The organism is Kluyvera genomosp. 3 (genome assembly GCF_011765685.1).
Taxonomy (GTDB): domain Bacteria; phylum Pseudomonadota; class Gammaproteobacteria; order Enterobacterales; family Enterobacteriaceae; genus Kluyvera; species Kluyvera georgiana_A.
On the sequence record NZ_CP050321.1, the window covers coordinates 1,402,435 to 1,423,689 of the forward strand.

The following is a 21,255-nucleotide window of genomic DNA, read 5'->3' on the forward strand; positions in this document are numbered from 1 at the left end:
GCATAACTCCTGTTTGCGAGCAGGCGCGTAAACCGGCGCGTTTGTCTGCTTTTTCAGCGATTAGATGCCGTTAGCGAATTTTGCCGTTGACACTGTGCGAGGGAATTCATATTATGCCGCCCGTCAACTCGACAGCTTTACGTTGGGGCTATAGCTCAGCTGGGAGAGCGCTTGCATGGCATGCAAGAGGTCAGCGGTTCGATCCCGCTTAGCTCCACCAAAATTTGAAACCCTCGCCTGAAGGCGGGGGTTTTTTTCATCCTTGTTGTGTACAAAAATACAGCGATTTACGTTCAAAAGTCCGGTGTAGATCAGGATTTTATCGCTTAAACTTGCGCCAACAAATTCGCGACCATAATATTCAAAGAGTCAAATTACGTACGATAAAGGATATCGGCTGATACGCATGACGGTGATAAGGACTAACCCACTCAGGAAATTCTGCCTGGCTCTTTTATTGAGCCTGGTGGCTATTCCATTATCCAGATATATCTCTCCTACTGCTTTTTATGATGGGCATTCTGTATATCTGGCCTGGCTACCGCTTGGCGTAATGATTGCATTGATTATGCTTTTTGGCCGTCATGCTATCGCCCCATTAGCGATTGGTTTTACCGTCACTAACTATTGGCAATTGCATTTATCGCCCTTTTATTCATTAACGTTGCTATTCTGTCAGTTGGCCGCAGTATGCATCTCCTGCGTTATTCTACGCTATATGCATGGGCGTCGATGGCGACACGGTATTCCTATAAAAAACATTGGCTTAAATGTTTTCTGGTTGGGCTTTGCTACCCCAGTTATGGGCAAGGTTTTGATGTATATTACCGGTGAGATTATTGACATTCCGGAGTTAATGTACAGTTATTTTAATATAACATCCGTTATTTATTCTATTGTTGATATTCAGGGCCTGGTTTGTGCATCACTGATATTTACTCGTCTTTTTTATTACCCCTTCAGGATGTGCTTGAACCCACGTTATGCAAGGGCATTCTGGTATCGTAATATCGCTTGTTATACCAATCTTAGAAATAAGATATTTATTACCTGTTGGTTTATTAGCCTGATAGGTATGATGATATTTTTGTGTGCGCCGTTTGGCGATTATTATTTTGCGGGTTATCTGGTTCCGGCAATATTTATCTTTTTCTCTTTTGGCATCAGCCAGTTGGCTTACCCGCTTGTCGTCATGACCTGGACGGTTTCCGCCTTCCTGCTGGTGATGTACAACAAAAATTTCCTTCATGGCATACAAACCCAGTATTCGCTGGCTTTTATTCTGTCGTCGCTGATCTCCTTTACGGTGTGCCTGCTTTACTTGCTCCAGGTCTACCATCGCAGCCAGCGGCTGCAGGCCAAGTGGCAGGCGCAGGCCATGCAGGACCCGATAACTGGCTTACCGAACCTGCGTGCGCTGGAGGAGTATATGATGACGCCGCGCGCTGGCGCGATCAGCCTGTGTTGTCTGCACATTGGTAACCTCGACTTCCTCAGCCGTCACTATGGCATGATGATGCGTATGCATTGCAAACGCAGCGTCACGCATATCCTACAGCCGATGCTGTTCAGTGAAGAAAAGTTGTTCCAGCTGCCGGGTAATGAACTGCTGCTGGTGCTGAACGGTCCGGATACCGAGGCCCGGCTGAAGCATCTGATTAATTTTCTGAGCAATAAAGAGATCCACTGGAACAATGCGGTTCTGAACCTGGAATACGCGATCTCCTGGGCGCCGGTGAGCCCGCGGGATAAAAATATGCACCATATGCTGGGGCAACTGAGCTGGTTAGTGGAGCAGGCCGATGAAGGAAATCAAATCCTCAAGCTGGATAACGGTCACGTTGACGCTTTCGACCAAAGCAGCGAACAGGTTGTGCTGTTGAATCGGGTTAAAAACGCGCTGGACTGGGGCGGTTTTGTGCTTTACGCCCAGTCGATCAGAAAGCCTTCCGGCGAAGGTTACTACGAGATACTAAGCCGCCTCGTTGACGCTGACGGTATGGTGACGCCGGATAAATTCATCCCGGTCCTTGCGCAGTTCAACCTTAGCAAGCGCTTTGACATGCAGGTACTGGAGTATCTGTTCAGCTCGCTGGATGAACTTCCCGATAAGAATTTCTCGGTGAATCTGATGCCGTACACCTTGATGCAAAAGGGGAGCGCCGCCGAGATTATCGCGCTGTTCCGCCGTTATCACGTCGATGTTAAACGCATTATTATCGAGATTACCGAAGAGCAGGCTTTTTCCAACTCTGATGTCAGCGTTGCCAATATCCAGCAGTTGCGTCAGTTTGGCTGCCTGATTGCGATTGATGACTTCGGTACCGGCTACGCGAACTATGAGCGCCTGAAGCGTCTGGAAGCCGACATTATCAAGATAGATGGCTGCTTCGTACGTGATGTTTTAAACAACCCGATGGATGCGATGATTATTCGCTCTATCTGCGAGATGGCGAAGCTGCGGAATTTGTCCGTGGTGGCAGAATATGTCGAGACGGAAGAACAGCAACAGCTGCTGGAACGCCTTGGCGTGCACTATATGCAGGGCTACCTGATCGATAAACCGCGTCCGCTCTGGCAGCTTGAGAACAAAAAAAAGGACCTGTAACAACGTTACAGGTCCTGATGTTAGCGACGGAGAATTACAGAACCAGCGCGGCGATAGACGCAGACAGCACGCTCACCAGCGTAGAACCGTAAACCAGCTTCAGGCCGAAGCGAGAAACCACGTTACCCTGTTCTTCGTTCAGACCTTTAATCGCACCGGCGATGATACCGATGGAAGAGAAGTTGGCGAAGGAGACCAGGAACACGGAGATGATGCCAACCGCGCGCGGAGAGAGCTCAGCGGCGATTTTCTGCAGGTCCATCATGGCGACGAATTCATTGGAAACCAGTTTAGTTGCCATGATGCTGCCCACCTGCAGGGATTCACTTGCCGGTACACCCATGATCCATGCAACCGGATAGAAGATGTAGCCCAGAATGCCCTGGAAGGAGATGCTGTAGCCAAACCAGCCGGTCACGGTGGCGAACAGGGCGTTCAGTGCGGCGATCAGGGCGATAAAGCCGATCAGCATCGCAGCAACGATAATTGCCACTTTGAAACCTGCAAGAATGTATTCACCCAGCATTTCGAAGAAGCTTTGACCTTCGTGCAGGTTAGACATCTGAATGTTTTCTTCGCTGGCATCAACGCGGTACGGGTTGATCAGCGACAGGACGATAAAGGTGCTGAACATGTTCAGTACCAGCGCCGCGACAACGTACTTCGGCTCCAGCATGGTCATGTAGGCGCCAACGATAGACATAGACACGGTAGACATCGCCGTCGCCGCCATGGTGTACATGCGGTTACGGGACATTTTACCAAGGATGTCTTTATAGGCGATGAAGTTTTCAGACTGACCCAGAATCAGGGAGCTGACGGCGTTGAAAGACTCCAGTTTGCCCATGCCGTTGATTTTCGACAGCACGGTACCAATCGCACGAATGACGATAGGCAGTACGCGGATGTGCTGCAGGATACCGATCAGCGCAGAGATAAAGACGATCGGGCACAGTACTTTCAGGAAGAAGAAGGCCAGACCTTTATCGTTCATGCTACCGAAGACAAAGTTGGTCCCTTCGTTGGCGAAACCGAGAAGTTTTTCGAACATCTCGGAGAAGCCTTTCACAAAGCCCAGACCAATATCGGAGTTCAGGAAGAACCAGGCCAACAGCACTTCAATGACCAGTAGCTGGATAACATAACGAATGCGGATCTGTTTGCGGTTAGAACTGACCAGCAAGGCCAGGATCGCCACCACAACGAGCGCGAGAATAAAATGCAAGACGCGGTCCATATTTGCTCCAAACATGAGACGGGTTAAATTTTCGTGCACATTCTATGTAACATGGTTAAATAAAACGAGATCTGTCTCTCACTATATTCAGAACCTGTGAGCAAACTCAAAATTAGTGATCAAGCATGCATTTTTGTTATGTTGAGTAAATGTATGAAAAGTTTCCACGTTGTACTACTCTCTTCTTAAGCGTATACCAAACCTTCCCAACCTCCAGTCTGGCTATTGGTTCCGGCTATCAGAATAATCATTATCACCTTGCTTAAATGAACTTGATAATCATTCTCATTCTGTTAGCCTAAAACATAGCAAAGGCTATGTTTTTGAGGCAGAGAATGACAAACAGTCGCATTGAAACTAACAGCTGTCGTACCGCACGCCGTATGCGGCTGGCGCTGATGGGGCCGGCATTTATTGCTGCGATCGGCTATATCGATCCGGGCAACTTTGCGACCAACATTCAGGCGGGCGCCAGCTTTGGCTACCAGTTGCTGTGGGTGGTGGTGTGGGCAAACCTGATGGCGATGCTGATTCAGGTGCTTTCAGCGAAGCTGGGCATTGCTACCGGAAAAAACCTCGCGGAGCAGATTCGCGACCATTACCCACGACCGGTGGTCTGGTTCTACTGGGTGCAGGCGGAAATTATCGCCATGGCGACCGATCTGGCCGAGTTTATCGGTGCGGCGATCGGCTTTAAGCTGATCCTGGGCATTTCGCTGTTACAGGGCGCGGTGCTGACCGGGATTGCCACCTTTTTGATTCTGATGCTTCAGCGCCGCGGGCAAAAACCGTTGGAGAAAGTGATCGGCGGCCTGCTGCTATTCGTGGCGGCAGCGTATATTGTCGAGCTGGTGTTCTCTCAGCCCGAACTGGCGCCGCTGACTAAAGGTATGCTGTTACCGTCGTTACCCAATGGTGAAGCGGTTTATCTGGCTGCGGGCGTGCTGGGGGCAACCATCATGCCGCACGTTATTTATCTTCATTCATCGCTGACCCAGCATCTGCACGGCGGTAGCGCTAAAGAGCGCTATCAGGCCACCCGCTGGGACGTCGCTATCGCCATGACCATCGCCGGCTTCGTTAACCTGGCGATGATGGCGACAGCCGCTGCGGCCTTCCATTTTCACGGGCATACTGGCATTACCGATCTCGATCAGGCCTACCTGACGCTTGAACCGCTGCTCAGCCATGCGGCGGCGACGATCTTTGGCCTCAGCCTGATTGCCGCCGGCCTGTCTTCTACGGTGGTTGGTACGCTCGCCGGCCAGGTGGTGATGCAGGGCTTTATTCGCTTCCATATTCCACTGTGGTTCCGCCGGGCGGTCACCATGCTACCGTCGTTTATCGTCATTCTGATGGGGCTGGACCCAACGCGTATTCTGGTGATGAGCCAGGTGCTGCTGAGCTTTGGCATTGCGCTGGCGTTGGTTCCGCTGCTGATTTTCACCAGCGACCGCAAGCTGATGGGCGAACTGGTCAACACGCGGTGGATTAAACGCATCGGCTGGGCGATTGTTGCGGTGGTGGTGGCATTAAACGGCTGGTTGCTGCTGGGAACGCTGCTGAATTAATGGCCTGTTTACCGTGACCCGCGACAGGTCACGGTTTCTTTACCGTTTATTCGCTATGCTGCATTTTGCGTTTAACAGCAGCGATCCTTCATGAACTCTTTTGATCTCTCTTTTCTCAAATACCTTCAGGATAACAGCCCGCTCGCGGTTGATAGCGCGGTGCTGCGCTTTGGCAAAACGCTTTCCACCCTGAAGCGAACGATGAAAGAGCTTAACGAACTGCTGCCGGACGAAGCGCATCTCCACCAGGATAATGCATTTATTACGACCGGCATCACCTACAGTGATTACATCCAGTTTTTGCAGCGCGTACGTTTCAACCGTTATCTCACGACCGGTGAAGAGCGCGTTCAGGATCTGTTTGTTGCGCTCTGTCTGCACGATGTGGTCAATAAAAATGAGTACTATAAAAAGTTCTATGTCAGCGCCGGGACGGTGAAAAACGATAACCCGCTCATGCTCAACCGGGTGCAGGAAAGTGGGTTAACGCTGCTGAGCATACCGAGAAAGGGTTCGCAACTGGTGGGCGATGAATTCAGCCTGCGTCTGGCAGCCTGTATGTCGATTCTGAAAACCGTCGAGATTGGTACTGGTCATCAACTGATTGCGCATCAGGCCAACGAGCCTATCAATCGTTCCATTGCCGAGCAGTTTCTTCATGAGTGCGCGCAGGAGATCGGCCAGGCGGCGGCCTGTTATGAAAAGGTCATCAGCCCGGTGATTCACCTTGGCTACAATGGGCGGAAATATCTGCTGGTCTATCTCAGCCTGGCGCTACAGCGCATTCGTCGCGGACGGCGAATCAACGACAGCTCGGCGGCAGCATTCCTGACCACCTATCCCTATCGCGTGTTGGCGGAGAAAGATGAAAATGCCTGCCTGGATATGCTCATCGCCTCACTCACCTTTACCTGGCGTCCCTTTACGCTGTACGACGCGCGGCTGATCGGGCACGTTAAGCAGGCCTGCGAGGAGATGTCCCGCGGTCTGAATGCGACGATTCACAACCACCACGCCTGGTTTGCCGAAATTTACCATTTTATCTACGCGGCGATTGTGCAGAACAAACTGCGCCTGTGGTTTGACGATAAAAAGCTACACGATGTACAGCGCCGCTACCCCGACCTTTGGCAGCACGTCCAGCGTGCCCTGCGCGAAATAGAATCGTGTTGGCAGATGTCGTTTTCCGCGATTCATCTGGCGACCCTGGTGCTGATTATCAAAAAGCACGAACTGAAAAATCGGGTAGTGGGGGATGTGAAAAAACGCGTCATCATTGTGACCAACTCCTCAGAGAGTAAAGTGGGCTACTTCAAAGAGGTGCTGCTCTCGCGTTTTCACATTGAGGTGCTGGCCTGCGTCAACATCAACGAACTGGACCGGCTCCAGCAGCAGGATTTCGACCTGCTGATTGCCTTTACCAACAAAATTGCCAGTCACCTGCGTCACGCTCAACTCAGCTATGTGAAGGTGAATTTCTATCTGACGCAGGACGATTTTCAGCTGCTACGCGAGCATGGGCTAAGCCCGGCGCGCAAAAAAATACCCGTTGACGCGTTCGTGCAACAGGTACAGGGGATGAGTCCGCAGGCGCTAAAAGCCTTCCTTGAGCAGCAGTACGGCGACGTTTTTATTTAACCAGCGGCTGGCACACGCCACGACACCACACCGCTTGCAGTTCTTGCTGGTCGTCGAGCACCAGAATATCGGCATCTTTGCCCGGCGTCAGGCTACCTTTGCGATCCGCCACGCCCGCGAGTATGGCGGGGTTGAGGCAGGCTATCTGCGCCGCTGACACCCAGCCGTGCTCCAGCCGGCCAACCACGTTTTTGACGGAGTCGAGAAAACTCATTTCCAGCTTGCGGACTTCGGGCCAGTCTTCGGCGCTGATGGTGCGTGTGCAGCCGTGGCAATCGGTAATTTCCAGCGACTGCTGGCGGATACGAAATGTCTCCTGGCGCAGATAATGATGAAATTCGAAGCCTTCGGGAAAATCGACGTAACCAAGGCAATCGCTCATCATTACCAGCCGACGATCCTTTTTCAGCCGGTAGAGGATGTCGAAGACTTCCGGGCGCAGGGTAATTCCGCTTTGTTTTGCCACTTCGGCGTAGGTGTCTTCATAGTACATCAGTGCGCCTACCACGCCAGGCTCACGGTGGTGCAAGCCGCGCATGGCGCTGAAGGCGTGGGTAAAATGGCTCAAACCCGCGGTAATCGCCTCGCTGATTTCGTCAAACGTGGCATCCGTATGGCCCGCCGAAACGGTGACGCCGGATTGATGCAAATGACGAATCAATGCCAGTGCGCCGGGAAGTTCCGGGGCCAGCGTCATCAGGCGAACATGGCCGCGCGCGGCGCGTTGATAGCGTTCGAACCCGGCGATGCTGGGGGGCTGAACGCTGTCCAGACGCTGCATACCGATAAACTTCGGGTTGATATATGGGCCTTCCATATGGATACCTACCGCTTCAGCGCCGTCGGCGGGCGTGGCTTGCGCGATCCATTCGGCGGCGGTAGCCAGGCTTTGACACAAGAAATCCTCTGGCTGGGTGGCTGAGGTGGCAAGCCAGGCCGTCACGCCTGCATACACTAAATCTTCACTCATGGCGCGTAGCGAGTCCCGTTCACCTTTCCAGGCAAATGATCCTCGCCCCCAGCCGTGTACGTGAATATCGACAAACCCCGGCATCAGCATCGCATAGTGATAGTCGATGACGCGCCCGCGGGGTGTCTCATCGATGCCGGTAATTTTATCGCCGCAGATGTGAAGGTAGCCGGAGCGTATTCCGTCCGGCGTCACAATTCGCTGACTGGCGAGAGAGAGCAGGGCATCACTCACCATGGGCCTCCTGTACGCGTGCGGCGGTTTCCAGCGCTATCTCTGAGCACAGCCCGATGTAGTGCGAAGGGTCAATCAGCGCGTCAATTTCCGCCTCGCTGAAGTTCTGCTGAATCACCGGATCCTGGCGCAGCACCTCCCCGTAGGGAATACCTTCATGAGTGCTGCGCATGGCCAACTGGTAAACGCGCTCATGCGCCGCATCTTTGCCGAGCTTCGCCACCAGATGCATCATGATTTTTTCGCTATTGATGAGGCCGTGGGTCAATTGCACGTTCTGCTGCATCCGCTCGGGGTTGATTACCAGCGTGCGGGTCAGTTCCTCGGCGCGCATAACGATCTCGGCGATGCACTCCATGCTCTCCTGAATATTGCCATCAAAGATAAAGTAGGCCGAGCTATCTGCCTCGAAGGGGCGTGGGCTGACATACAGGCACGAGGTATGCACGGAATAAAGCTTTTGTGCGTTAGCGATAATGCCTTTCGCCAGTTTCGGGTTGACCTTTTGCGGCATGGTGCTGCTGCCGACGGTCCCTTTGGTAAAGGCTTCGGACACTTCGCCAAACTCTTCGCTTGAGGTCTGGTAAACCTCTTCGGCAATTTTGTGCAGGGTGGTGGCAAGCAGGCACAGGTTGCTGATGTACTCGGTGCGATACACGCGCGAGTTACGCGATGGAATGGCCATCGCGTGCATGCCTAAGGCTTTCGCTACGCTCTCCTGTACGCGTCGTCCGGTTTCTCCGGTCGCGTGAAACGCGCCGACGGCGCCCCCCATCATCACGGTGAAGACCCGTTTTTCCGCTTCTTGCATACGCTGCTGGGCGTTGAGTAACTCATCAATCCAGACGGCGGCTTTGTATCCCCAGGTGATCGGCAATGCATGTTTGCCGTGGGTGCGTCCGGCCATGAGCGTGGCGTGATGCTCGCGCGCCATATGGGCCAGATTGCGCAGAATGTCATCCACGAACCCCTGCAGCAGGACGTTGAACTGTTTTGCCAGATACAGCTGGGCCGTTTGCTGAATATTCTGCGTGGTGACGCCATAGTGCACATACTTGCCGCTTTCGCTGTCGCAGGCTTTAACCAGCACTTTGATCATCGGTACAAAGCCATGGCCAATTTCGCGTAACAGGCGTTCCATTTCCGCCAGGTCGATATTCTCAACCCGGCAGTTGGCGGCGATATTCGCCGCCGCGCTGGCCGGAATCATTCCATGTTCGGCCTGCGCCAGCGCCAGCGCGGCTTCAACATCCAGCCATGACTGCACTCGAGCCTGCTGACCGAGCAGTGCCTTCATGCCGCGGTCGTCAATGGTTTTACTTTTTGAATCATACAGTGCGCGCATTGCCGCCTCCTGGTTGTTTATTTCAAGCCGACAATACGGTCATCAACCGCGTTGCGAACAAATTCTACGTGTGGGCCAAAGACCACGTGCACATGGTTGCTGGAGGGAATAAAGGTTCCCAACGAGCCGGATTCTTTGAGGATATCCATGTTGATTTTCTTCTGATCCTGCAAATCGATGCGCAGACGAGAAACACAGTTTTCGACGCGTTTGATGTTATCCCGGCCGCCGAGACCTTCAATCACCATGGCGGCGACTTTGTCGTACTCTTTATTGTTCAGTAAGGTGCTATCGGCAATTTCACTTTCACGGCCCGGCGTTTTGATATCGAATTTACCGATTGCAAAACGGAACACGAAATAAAACACGACGAAGTTCACAATACCGAGAAGAATTAAATTTACCCAATGCGTATTTTCGTACATCAAGCCAAAAATGCCGAAGTCGAAAATGGTACCGCGAATATAACCGATGGAGACTTCCAGCATCTGTAGTGGGATAGTGAGTAACCCGCACAGCACCGCATAAACGATAAACAGTTTTGGTGCTATAAACAGGAAGGAGAATTCCAGTGGCTCGGTAATATTACCCAGCATGGCCGTGAGTACGACGGTGAGAATCATCCCTTTGGCAAATTTCTTGTTTTTGAAATAAGCCATATGATACATCGCCAGGCCGATGGCCGGCACGCGGAACAGGGTCGTCAACATCTGCGAGGAGGCCAGGTAGCTGGTCAACGTAGGCATATATTCTTGCCACGCAGGATGTGAAGGGCCCAGTTCAAAGAGGATCTTATTCATCGCAGGCAAAATGCCGACGTAGGTTTGCCCATCAATAAGGTAGGTACCGCCCGCGGCGGTGAAGCGCACGGTGGAGCTCAGGACGTGATGTAAACCGAACGGTATCAGCAGACGGTTAAGCGTCATGTAGATACCGGCACCAATGTCCGGCGCCATCATAATGGTTGAGACGGCGCGCATTCCGGCGGTGAAAAGATCCCAGATAAAGGGGATGATCAGCCCAACCGGAATCGCAAAGGCAATTGCCAGAATCGCCACTGATTTCTTGCCGCTGAAGAATGCAAAGGCCAGAGGCAACTGTAGTCGATAGAAGCGGTCGGTGATTTTGGCCGCCAGCAGGCCCGCGATAATACCGCCTAAGGCCTCGATTTTTAGCGTCTGGACGCCGAGCACCATGCCCTGGCCCACCAGTGAAAGATCTGCTTTCGCCAGGGTTCCCGCGAGCTTCAGATGAACGTGCATGGCAATCAGCAACGTTAAATAGGCGACGACCGAGGCAAATACCGCAATGCCTTTTTCTTTTTTCGACATGCCGTAGGCAACGCCCATCGCAAATAATAATGGAATATTATTAAAAACGACGCTGCTGATTAAACCCAGAGACGATAAAACAGCTTTAAAAATATCATTTCCCAGAAATGGGAGTTTATCGATCATATAGCTCTGGCCAAGCGCCGAGCTGATTCCCATTACCATCCCGACGGGAGCTAATACCGCGATAGGTAACAGTAGTGAACGACCGAATGTCTGAATTTCATTTTTAAAATTAGCATTCATGATGTTAATCCTGACGTGAAATATCTTGAGGATAAGATACTGGCAGGATTTTTTTGCTCAAGGGCAAATGCTGATAAATAAGAAGCGCAGGATTTGACCATAAAAAAAGAGCCCGTAGGCTCTTTGATTTGTTATTCAGGCATAGCGTGCTGTGCCTGAATAACCGAAATTAGTGGCGACCATGTCCGTGGCCGTGTCCATGACCGCGCCCGCGTCCACGATGGTCATCACGGTCGCCCCAACCGTCGCGATAGCCACGTTCGTAGGCTTTATTACGTTTATCCCAACCGCGGTGCCAGCCGTTGTCGTGGCGATACCAGTGTTTATGCCAGTAATCGCGGTCGCGCCAGCGGCCGCCATCCCAGTAGTTACCGTAATTATCGCGATCGCCAATTTGTAATTTTATGGATGGCAGCAGGGTGATTTCACCAGCATTAGCGAACATCGGGGCCGATGCTAACAACACTGCCGCCAGAATCAGTGACCTGAACATACTTCTCTCCTATACGATCGTGGCCAGAAAGGCCTGTTAACGCAATATTACAATTCGGTAAACACTCGAATTATTGGGTTAACTCTTAAACCGCCAGGAGAGAGCACTTTTTGCTAAAAACGCTGTTATTTTATGCTGCGCAAAATGGCATCAATTTCGGCACACTCTGTGGCGCTGAAATGACGGTTTGCCAGCATACCCACCGCATCGTCCAGCTGTGAAATTTTGCTGGCGCCAATCAGAACCGAGGTGACCGCCTGTTGACGCAGTACCCACGCCAGTGCCATCTGCGAGAGTTTTTGTCTACGCTGTTCCGCCAGTACGTTCAGTTGGCGAACGGCCTCAAGCTTGCTATCGGTGAGCTGTTCTGGCTTGAGGAAGATGCTACCGCTCGCGGCGCGAGAATCGGCGGGAATGCCGTTCAGGTAACGGTCGGTAAGCTGCCCACCGGCCAGCGGCGAGAAGGCGATACAGCCGACCCCTTCCTGCTGTAGCACATTCAACAGGCCGCTTTCCACCCCACGTTCCAGCATGGAGTACTTCGGCTGATGAATAAGGCAGGGGGTGCCCAGATCGTTGAGTATGTCAATTGCCTGCTGCGCGAGTTCCGCCGGGTAGTTGGAAAGCCCAACGTACAGCGCTTTGCCCTGACGGACGACGTGATCCAGCGCGCGCATGGTCTCCAGTAACGGCGTTTCAGGGTCCGGGCGATGGTGGTAGAAGATATCCACATACTCAAGTCCCATGCGCTTCAGACTCTGGTCAAGGCTGGAAATCAGATACTTACGTGAACCCCAGTCGCCGTAGGGACCGTCCCACATGGTGTATCCAGCCTTAGTGGAAATAATCAGTTCGTCGCGGTAAGGGCGAAAATCTTCACGCAGAATGCGGCCAAAGTTACTCTCAGCAGAGCCGGGAGGCGGTCCATAGTTATTGGCGAGATCGAAATGGGTAATACCCAGATCGAACGCGTGGCGCAGCAGCTGGCGGCTGTTCTCTACGCGGGTTTCATCGCCAAAGTTATGCCACAGCCCCAGTGAAACTACGGGAAGCTTGAGGCCGCTGTTGCCGCAGCGCTGAAACGTCATGGTCTCGTAACGCGCGCGACTTGCCTGATAAACCATTGTGTCCTCCAGAATATCCGCTTGTGTATACGCTTACACTAGCGAATGTCCATCGACTCGTACACAGCTGAAATCTGTAAAATTTGCTTTCCAGACGACTTTCTTATCAATACTGGACACGCTTAACACTTCTTCAATACTCAAAGAAATAACCGGCTGAAGGAGTGGCACCATGGCTTCGTCCTATACCGTGGCAGATTACCTGCTTGACCGTCTTGCTGACTGCGGCGTTGAGAGTCTGTTTGGCGTACCCGGAGACTACAATCTCCAGTTTCTTGACCACGTCATTGCTCACCGCACGCTTCGTTGGGTGGGCTGCGCCAACGAACTGAATGCCGCCTATGCCGCCGATGGCTACGCGCGAATGCAGGGCTGTGGTGCACTGCTCACCACCTACGGCGTGGGTGAACTGAGCGCGCTGAACGGCGTGGCCGGTAGCTTCGCCGAGCACGTTCCGGTGCTGCATATTGTCGGAGCGCCCTGTACCGGCGCACAGCAGCGTCGCGAATGTTTGCACCACACGTTAGGCGACGGCGACTTCGATCATTTCCGCCAGATGAGTGCGCCAATTTCCGTCGCCCAGGGCGTGCTGACGGCGCGCAACGCCTGCCAGGAGATCGACCGCGTGCTGCAGGCAGTGATGCACCATCGTCGACCGGGCTATCTGCTGCTCCCCGCCGATGTTGCCGCGTTGCCGACGGCGAAGCCTGTAAGCGCTCTCACCATAGCGCCCCTGGTATCGGATACGGCCCAACTTGAGGATTTTGTTAAACATGCGCGCGGCCTGCTGGAGGGATGTCTGCATGTGTCTTTGCTGGCGGACGTGCTGGCTCATCGATTTGGTCTCCAGGCGACGCTCAATCAGTGGATGCGTGCGCATCCCATTCCGCACGCCACGTTGTTGATGGGGAAAGGGCTGTTTGATGAACAACAGCCAGGGTTTGTCGGCACGTACAGCGGCGGGGCGAGCCTGCCGCAAACGCGTGAAGCGATTGAGGATGCCGAGGCGATCATCTGCGTCGGCACCTGTTTTACCGACACCATCACCGCAGGCTTTACTCACCGGATTGCGCCGGAAAAATCAATCGAGGTACAGCCGTTTTCCGCTCGCGTAGGCGCCCGTTGGTTTAGCGGTATTGACATGCAGGCGGCGGTGGATGCGCTAATAACGCTGAGTGAAGAGTTAGCCCCATGGCACACCGATGTCCGGCGGATATCCTCGCCGACGGTGCTCGACACCGGGCATCTGACCCAGCGTCACTTCTGGCAAACGCTGCAGAAATACCTGCAACCGCACGATATTGTGCTGGGCGATCAGGGGACGGCTGCCTTTGGTATCGCGGCATTAACGCTGCCCACCGGCGCCAATTTGCTGGTTCAGCCGCTGTGGGGATCGATTGGCTACACGCTACCCGCCGCATTCGGCGCACAAACGGCGTGCCCGGACCGGCGCGTGGTGCTGGTGGTGGGGGACGGTGCGGCGCAGTTAACCATTCAGGAGCTCGGCTCCATGCTGCGGGACGGGCAACGGCCGCTGATCCTGCTACTCAATAATGAGGGCTATACGGTTGAGCGTGCGATTCATGGGCCAGAGCAGCGCTATAACGAGATCAGCCTGTGGAACTGGACCCAACTGCCACAGGCACTGAACCTCGACAGCCAGGCCGAATGCTGGAAGGTGAGCAACGTCGTGCAGTTGAATGACGCGCTGGCGCGTGCTGCGCGCCGCGACAGGCTAATGCTGCTGGAGGTGATGCTCCCCAAAATGGACATCCCTCCGCTGCTTAAAGCCGTTACCGACGCGCTGGAGGCGCGAAATAGCGGCCGTTAATCCTTACGCTTACGCGGCACCATCATCGTGGGTTTCCCCGCCAGCAACAGCCAGGCGGGGAGCATCACGATACACAGTAGCGGCAACAGCGTGGTATCCGGTACGACCACCGCAGCCATAAACAGGCTGAGCCAGGCATCGCGGGTGACCACCAGCACTAATCCCATAATGGCGCAGGAAACGGTAATCGCGGCCGGCACCGCTTCAACGTGCGCATGCAGCATCAAACCCAGCGCCACGGCGACAAATACCGCCGGGAATATGCGCCCGCCGCGGAAACCGCAGGCGGCAGCGACGACCAGCGCCGCCAGTTTACTCAGTGCGAAAAGCATGTAGTCGCCTGCGCCGAAATTTTGCCCGGCAGTCAGCCGCTGCATTTCATCGAGCCCTTTAAACAGCGTTAACGGACCGCCAATCGTGCCGATAATCCCCAGCACAAATCCCCCAACGCCGAGAATCAGTACCGGATGTTTTAAACGGTGAACTAATCCATGCAGATGCGGCAGGCACCAGACGCCAATCATACCGATAGCGATGGCGATGATAGCCACTATCGCGCCGCTGAAAATATCGACGAGGCGCATCGTTTGATAATGCTCGATGGGCAGCGAGAACTGAGGGTGAAAGAACAGGCCGGTGGTCAACGCGCCGGCGGCGGCGGCCAACAGAGGGGCAAACAGGCGATCCCACAACGGCGCGTCGTTACTGCTGGTTAACGTCTGGGAAAAAATGAGCGCGGCGGCAACCGGTGTTCCGAACAGTGCGCCAATCGTCCCGGCGGCGGCGAGAATCGTCCAGTCAAGCGAGCTGACTCGTGGGAAGAAGCGCGCGCCCAGCGCCACGGCCAGCGCAATGTTGACCGACATAATCGGGTGTTCTGGCCCCAGGCTCACACCGCCCGCGAGCCCGAGGATCAAGGCGATCGCCAGCCCAGGCAGATGGGCGACGGGAACCGCGGCGCCGATCAGCGGCTCGCTGGCGGGATCCGGGCCGGCATGGCCTGGGCTATAGCGAATCACCAACCCGACGACAAGACCGGTCATCGTCAGCATCAGGATAATCCACAGCGACGAATTCATATCAATGCCGAGCGCATTCGGTAGGTTACTCCACAGAAGATGCTGGAGCACCGCAGCGATCTTCATCACCACGATCAAAATCAGGCTGGAGGCGACGCCAATCAATACCGCGGGGATGGAGAGCAACAACATCGTTCGGGCTCGCGGGTGGAGCATGGTGATATCCTTTTTGCTGAATACTGAGTTTACTTTGCATTTTCCTGAGCCAACGTTCAGCGCAAATGGTGCTGAAACGATACGGCTCTACAGGTTATCCCGTTCTGTACCAGTTAAAAAATACGCAAAAAATGTGACCTGGATCGATAATCCTGGGGCGCTCACGTCATCGCCATTGTTGTTGACGCGCCTTGAATTTACAGTGTGGCAAAGATTTATTCTGACTTTAGCGGAGCCGTAACGGAATGACAAAGTTTGCTTTAGTGGGTGATGTTGGGGGCACCAATGCGCGTCTGGCATTGTGCGATATTGCCAGCGGTGAGATTTCGCAGGCGAAGACCTATTCTGGCCTGGATTACCCAAGCCTGGAAGACGTGGTTCGCGTCTACCTCGACGAGCATAACGCGTCGGTGGAAGACGGCTGTATTGCCATTGCTTGCCCGATTACCGGCGACTGGGTGGCGATGACCAACCACACCTGGCAGTTCTCCATTGCGGAAATGAAAAAGAACCTTGGGTTCGCGCACCTGGAAATCATCAACGATTTCACCGCGGTCTCGATGGCGATCCCGATGCTGAAAAAAGAGCATCTGATTCAGTTTGGCGGCACCGAGCCGGTTGAAGGCAAGCCGATCGCCGTTTACGGCGCGGGAACCGGTCTTGGCGTGGCGCATCTGGTTCACGTCGACAAGCGCTGGGTTAGTCTGCCGGGCGAAGGCGGCCACGTTGACTTTGCGCCAAACAGCGAAGAAGAGGGGATTATCCTCGAAGTGCTGCGTGAGGAGATTGGCCACGTTTCCGCCGAGCGCGTGCTCTCCGGTCCTGGCCTGGTGAACTTGTACCGGGCTATTGTTAAGTCGGACAACCGGGTGCCGGAAAACTACAAGCCGAAAGACATAACCGAACGCGCGCTGGCAGACACCTGCACTGACTGTCGTCGCGCGCTGTCGCTGTTCTGCGTGATCATGGGCCGTTTCGGCGGCGATTTGGCGTTGACGCTGGGCACTTTCGGCGGCGTGTACATTGCGGGTGGCATTGTGCCGCGCTTCCTCGAGTTCTTTAAAGCCTCCGGCTTCCGCGGCGGTTTCGAAGACAAAGGTCGTTTCAAAGACTACGTACACCCGATCCCGGTGTATCTGATTATTCACGACAATCCGGGCCTGCTGGGTTCTGGCGCGCATCTGCGTCAGACGTTGGGTCAGGTGCTGTAATACACAAAGCCCGGGGCGTTCCCCGGGCTCTTTCTGCCGCCGATGTCCCGTCAGTGGCTACAAATGCATGATCTGCCGAAACTCTTTTACCTTACTGCGGCTCACCGGCACCTGAAACTCAAGGTCGCGCAGGCGCAGAATGTAGGTGTTATTAAACCACGGCTCTATCTCGCGAATTTTATTCAGGTTCACACAGAACGAACGATGGCAGCGAAAAAAGTGGCTACTCGGTAGCTTGCTGCAAAACTCGGTGATGTTCATCGGCATCACGTACGATTCGCGGCGGGTGTAGACGAAGGTCATCTTCTCGTGCGCTTCAGCGTAGTAGATATCGCTGATCGGCGTCACGATGATGCGCTCATCTTTCACCAGGTTGATGGTGTCGTTTTCACGCGGCGCGCTGGGGCTGCTGCTGACGATGCTCGATTGCTGCTGTTGCCAGGCCGCCTCCAGTTTTTGCAGCATGCTGACGATGCGTGATTCCTGGTACGGCTTCAGAATGTAGTCGAACGCTTCCAGCTCAAAGGCTTCTACCGCATGCTCTTTCCACGCGGTGATAAACACGATAAACGGCTTGTGGGCAAACTGACTGATGTTCTGCGCCAGCAGCACGCCATCCAGTGACGGAATGTTAATGTCGAGGAAGATTGCGTCCACTTTGTTGTGCTGCAAAAATTTCAGCACGTCCAGACCGTCGTCAAAGGTGCCGACAATCTCCATCTGACTGTGCTGCTGAATCAGCCAGGTTAGCTCCTGTTGCGCCAGGAATTCATCTTCGACAATGATGACTTTCATGGGGACTCCGGGTTAAGGCAATAATGTGGCAGTCGCCGGAACGGCCGTGCGCTGGTTTGGAATGTAGAACGCGATTTCGGTTCCTGGATCGAGGCGGCGGATATGCAAGCCCTCGCCGTAGAGCAGTTTAACCCGATGATGAACGTTCAGCAGGCCAATCTTATTGCCGGGCATTTCATTGGCTTCCACCCGCGCGATGACCTGAGGATCGATCCCCGGCCCGGTATCGCGCACGCCAATGCGCACGCGGTTGCCTGACTCGGCAATGCTGATGGTCACCACGCCTTTACCCTTACTGCGCTGAATACCGTGCACGATGGCATTCTCGACCAGCGGTTGGATCAGCAAGCTTGGAATCACGCAGTTCACCTCATCGTCAATATCGTAGATTACCGTCAGCTTGTCGCCAAAGCGCGCCTGCTCAATGGCGATATAGTCCTTAATCTGATACAGCTCCCGACGGATATCTATCTGCTCATCGTCTTTTAATTCAATGTTATAGCGCAGGTAGCGCGACAGATTAAAAATGAGCTGCCGCGCAGTGTCCGGATTGAGGCGAATGGATGATGAAATGGCGTTCAGCGCGTTGAACAAGAAATGGGGATTGATTTTACTCTGGAGCGCGCGCAGCTCTGCCTTATTTGCCATCTCGCGCAGCTGTTCGGCGCGGGAAACTTCCAGCTGCGTGGAGATAATCTGCGACAGCCCAATGGCCATCTCCTGCAACGACGAGGTGATCTGGTGCGCGTGGCAGTAGTAGATTTTCAGCGTACCGGTAATCACGCCTTTCTCCGACAGCGGGATCACCAGCATCGAGTGAATTTCCGGCGTGCGATAGGCTTCATCGTTGTTTTTTATGATGATTTCGCCGTTGTTAATCGCCTGACGGGTGACCGGGCTAATGGAGTCATCGTTATTGTGGTAGTTATCTTCCCCGACGCCGACATAGGCCAGCACGCGTTCGGTATTGGTGATAGCGACGGCGTCGGCGCGAATATCCTGACGAATGATGTCGCAAATCTGCCGCAGAGTGTCGCTGTTAATCTGGCGAAACAGCGGCAGCGTTTTATTGGCAATATCCAGCGCCAGCTTAGCCTGACGCGCGGCGCTGGCCTCTTTCTCGCCCTCTACGCTTTGCACCAGCAGGACAATAAAACCGATGCACACGCTGCCGGCAATCATCGGAATGCCGATCTTCGACACGATATCGACGCCGAGCGCGATGGTGGGCGCCCAAACGACCACCAGAATCATGGTCAGGGTTTCGCACAGCATGCCGCCGAGGATACCAATTTTCCAGTGCAGCTCTTTCGGTACCCGACGGTTAATCAACCCCGACAGGATCCCGGCGATAATACTGGTGATAAAACACGGCACGGCGGTAACGCCGCCTGCGTCAATCAGGTAACGGTGGATCCCGGCAATGACCCCGACGATGCCGCCAACCCACGGGCCAAACAGGATCCCGCCTGACATCACCGCGATAATACGAACGTTAACCAGCGAGCCTTCTACCGGCACGCCGGACCAGGTACTGAAGATGGCAAACATCGAGAAAATGACGGTAACGGCCAGCAGCTCTTTCGCCGTATGGGCCGTTTTGTGCAACAGTTCGCGGAACAGGCGGATGCGGATCAGAAAAAAGAGGCAAATCAGCATTAATGCGGCCCGGTCGTAGACCGCGAGCAGCATATCGAATATTTCGTGCATGGGGGCGCCGAATGTTTTCAGTAAAGTCTTATGATAAGTAACCCGGGGACAGATGACCAGCAGTACGCGGAATAGGGAAAAACCTTAATTTTAAAAGGGGATTGTAGGACAAACGTATTGAACAGGAAGAGATGGCCGCTTCAGGGAGGACTTGAACCACCTGCAATGAAAAGCAATAGATAATTTATTGTTACCATTGTGTTTTATGTCCATTGAATCCTTTATTTTAATAAATGATTCTTGTTTTCACTAGTTCCTCTTTTTACCGATACAACATTTTTTCGCTTACCCTCTCGACAGCGCTAATTTTTTCAGGTTATTTTCTGTTCATGCTACATCGGTGGCAGCGTCGCTCGAACGGTTCGGGCGCTAACGTAATCCTGAGGAACCTATGGCTGATTCCAGCTCTGAACGCCGTTTTACGCGTATCGATCGCTTACCCCCGTACGTTTTTAATATTACCGCTGAACTTAAAATGGCTGCGCGTCGGCGCGGCGAGGATATTATTGATTTCAGCATGGGGAACCCAGACGGCGCCACGCCAGCGCACATTGTTGAAAAACTCTGCACCGTGGCCCAACGCCCGGACACCCATGGATACTCGACCTCACGCGGTATTCCTCGCCTGCGCCGTGCTATTTCGCGCTGGTATCAGGACCGTTATGACGTTGAGATTGACCCGGAAAGCGAAGCGATTGTCACCATTGGTTCGAAAGAGGGGCTGGCGCACCTGATGCTGGCTACGCTCGATCACGGTGACACCGTGCTGGTGCCGAACCCAAGCTACCCCATCCATATTTACGGCGCGGTGATTGCTGGCGCGCAGGTGCGCTCCGTACCGCTGGTAGAAGGCGTCGATTTCTTTAACGAGCTGGAGCGTGCCATTCGCGAAAGCTACCCGAAACCGAAGATGATGATCCTTGGCTTCCCGTCGAACCCGACCGCTCAGTGCGTGGAGCTGGAGTTCTTCGAAAAGGTGGTCGCGCTGGCTAAACGCTATGACGTGCTGGTGGTACATGACCTGGCTTATGCGGATATCGTGTATGACGGCTGGAAAGCGCCGTCGATCATGCAGGTGCCCGGCGCGCGTGACGTCGCGGTAGAGTTCTTCACGCTCTCTAAGAGCTACAACATGGCGGGCTGGCGTATCGGCTTTATGGTCGGTAACAAGACGCTGGTTAACGCACTGGCGCGGATTAAGAGCTACCACGATTACGGTACCTTCACCCCGCTGCAGGTGGCGGCAATTGCCGCGCTGGAAGGGGATCAGCAGTGCGTACGAGATATCGCTGCGCAGTATAAGCGTCGCCGCGATGTGCTGGTGAAGGGGCTGCATGAAGCTGGCTGGATGGTTGAAATGCCGAAAGCGTCGATGTACGTGTGGGCCAAAATTCCGGAACACTACGCCGCGATGGGCTCCTTAGAGTTCGCGAAAAAGCTGCTGCAGGACGCCAAAGTGTGCGTTTCGCCGGGCATCGGTTTTGGTGACTACGGAGACACCCACGTACGTTTCGCGTTGATTGAGAACCGCGATCGCATTCGTCAGGCTGTGCGCGGGATTAAAGCCATGTTCCGCGCTGACGGCCTGCTGCCGTCAGAGCAAAAATCGGCGGGATAATTTTCCCGTCGCAGAAATGCAAACAGGAGCCAGATGGCTCCTGTTTTTTTTGCATTTT

Annotated in this window: 15 protein-coding genes and 1 tRNA gene; 7 read left to right on the top strand and 9 right to left on the bottom strand. The window is 53.9% G+C overall.

Annotation, left to right across the window (positions count from 1 at the left end; genetic code table 11):
• Positions 1-144: 144 nt before the first annotated feature.
• Positions 145-220 (top strand) — tRNA-Ala (locus GY169_RS06630).
• Positions 221-406: 186 nt separating this feature from the next.
• On the top strand, positions 407-2,608 hold the full coding sequence (locus GY169_RS06635; RefSeq protein WP_167575287.1) for an EAL domain-containing protein: 2,202 nt from the start codon (positions 407-409) through the stop codon (positions 2,606-2,608).
• A 34-nt stretch (positions 2,609-2,642) separates the two neighbouring features.
• On the opposite strand, the gene nupC is transcribed toward GY169_RS06635, so the two are convergent.
• Complete coding sequence (nupC, locus tag GY169_RS06640; RefSeq protein ID WP_163446097.1) at positions 2,643-3,845, bottom strand: nucleoside permease NupC; 1,203 nt, start codon at positions 3,843-3,845, stop codon at positions 2,643-2,645.
• Positions 3,846-4,180: 335 nt separating this feature from the next.
• Here nupC and GY169_RS06645 point away from each other — a divergent pair, with 335 nt between their 5' ends.
• Entirely contained in the window at positions 4,181-5,416 is a 1,236-nt protein-coding gene (locus tag GY169_RS06645) for an Nramp family divalent metal transporter (RefSeq protein WP_167575288.1), read from the top strand.
• A gap of 90 nt (positions 5,417-5,506) precedes the next feature.
• On the top strand, positions 5,507-7,054 hold the full coding sequence (locus GY169_RS06650; RefSeq protein WP_167575289.1) for a hypothetical protein: 1,548 nt from the start codon (positions 5,507-5,509) through the stop codon (positions 7,052-7,054).
• Here the strand turns inward: GY169_RS06650 and GY169_RS06655 are convergent.
• The 5 genes from GY169_RS06655 to mgrA form a co-directional block, all read right to left on the bottom strand.
• On the bottom strand, positions 7,047-8,261 hold the full coding sequence (locus GY169_RS06655) for an N-acetylglucosamine-6-phosphate deacetylase (protein WP_223882147.1): 1,215 nt from the start codon (positions 8,259-8,261) through the stop codon (positions 7,047-7,049). The two genes, GY169_RS06650 and GY169_RS06655, sit on opposite strands and share 8 nt — an antisense overlap.
• The gene (locus GY169_RS06660; protein WP_163446094.1) at positions 8,251-9,603 is read right to left on the bottom strand and encodes an adenylosuccinate lyase family protein; all 1,353 of its coding nucleotides are present in this window, start codon (positions 9,601-9,603) and stop codon (positions 8,251-8,253) included. Before GY169_RS06660 ends, GY169_RS06655 begins: the two co-directional genes overlap by 11 nt.
• 17 nt (positions 9,604-9,620) lie before the next feature.
• A complete protein-coding gene (locus GY169_RS06665) occupies positions 9,621-11,180 on the bottom strand; it encodes a PTS transporter subunit EIIC (RefSeq protein WP_167575290.1) in 1,560 nt (519 codons plus the stop codon).
• A 169-nt stretch (positions 11,181-11,349) separates the two neighbouring features.
• On the bottom strand, positions 11,350-11,673 hold the full coding sequence (locus GY169_RS06670) for a DUF2502 domain-containing protein (RefSeq protein WP_163449396.1): 324 nt from the start codon (positions 11,671-11,673) through the stop codon (positions 11,350-11,352).
• Positions 11,674-11,798: 125 nt separating this feature from the next.
• Positions 11,799-12,797 carry an L-glyceraldehyde 3-phosphate reductase gene (gene mgrA, locus GY169_RS06675; RefSeq protein ID WP_167575291.1) on the bottom strand — a complete coding sequence of 333 codons (999 nt, stop codon included), beginning with the start codon at positions 12,795-12,797 and terminating at the stop codon, positions 11,799-11,801.
• A 172-nt stretch (positions 12,798-12,969) separates the two neighbouring features.
• Here mgrA and GY169_RS06680 point away from each other — a divergent pair, with 172 nt between their 5' ends.
• Positions 12,970-14,628: an alpha-keto acid decarboxylase family protein gene (locus tag GY169_RS06680; RefSeq protein WP_167575292.1), complete on the top strand. Its 1,659-nt coding sequence runs from the start codon at positions 12,970-12,972 to the stop codon at positions 14,626-14,628.
• On the opposite strand, the gene GY169_RS06685 is transcribed toward GY169_RS06680, so the two are convergent.
• A complete protein-coding gene (locus GY169_RS06685; RefSeq protein ID WP_167575293.1) occupies positions 14,625-15,863 on the bottom strand; it encodes an ion channel protein in 1,239 nt (412 codons plus the stop codon). The genes GY169_RS06680 and GY169_RS06685 overlap by 4 nt on opposite strands.
• Positions 15,864-16,108: 245 nt before the next feature.
• Here GY169_RS06685 and glk point away from each other — a divergent pair, with 245 nt between their 5' ends.
• Positions 16,109-17,074, top strand: coding sequence for a glucokinase (gene glk / locus GY169_RS06690; RefSeq protein ID WP_163449400.1), 966 nt, complete (start codon positions 16,109-16,111; stop codon positions 17,072-17,074).
• A gap of 57 nt (positions 17,075-17,131) precedes the next feature.
• Here glk and GY169_RS06695 read toward each other — a convergent pair whose 3' ends face one another.
• Both GY169_RS06695 and GY169_RS06700 read right to left on the bottom strand, forming a co-directional pair.
• Entirely contained in the window at positions 17,132-17,869 is a 738-nt protein-coding gene (locus GY169_RS06695; RefSeq protein WP_064543751.1) for a LytR/AlgR family response regulator transcription factor, read from the bottom strand.
• Between the two features lie 12 nt (positions 17,870-17,881).
• Positions 17,882-19,579: a sensor histidine kinase gene (locus GY169_RS06700; protein WP_163449401.1), complete on the bottom strand. Its 1,698-nt coding sequence runs from the start codon at positions 19,577-19,579 to the stop codon at positions 17,882-17,884.
• Positions 19,580-19,970: 391 nt separating this feature from the next.
• On the opposite strand from GY169_RS06700, the gene alaC reads away from it, so the two are divergent.
• The gene (gene alaC, locus GY169_RS06705; RefSeq protein ID WP_163449402.1) at positions 19,971-21,197 is read left to right on the top strand and encodes an alanine transaminase; all 1,227 of its coding nucleotides are present in this window, start codon (positions 19,971-19,973) and stop codon (positions 21,195-21,197) included.
• Positions 21,198-21,255: the final 58 nt, after the last annotated feature.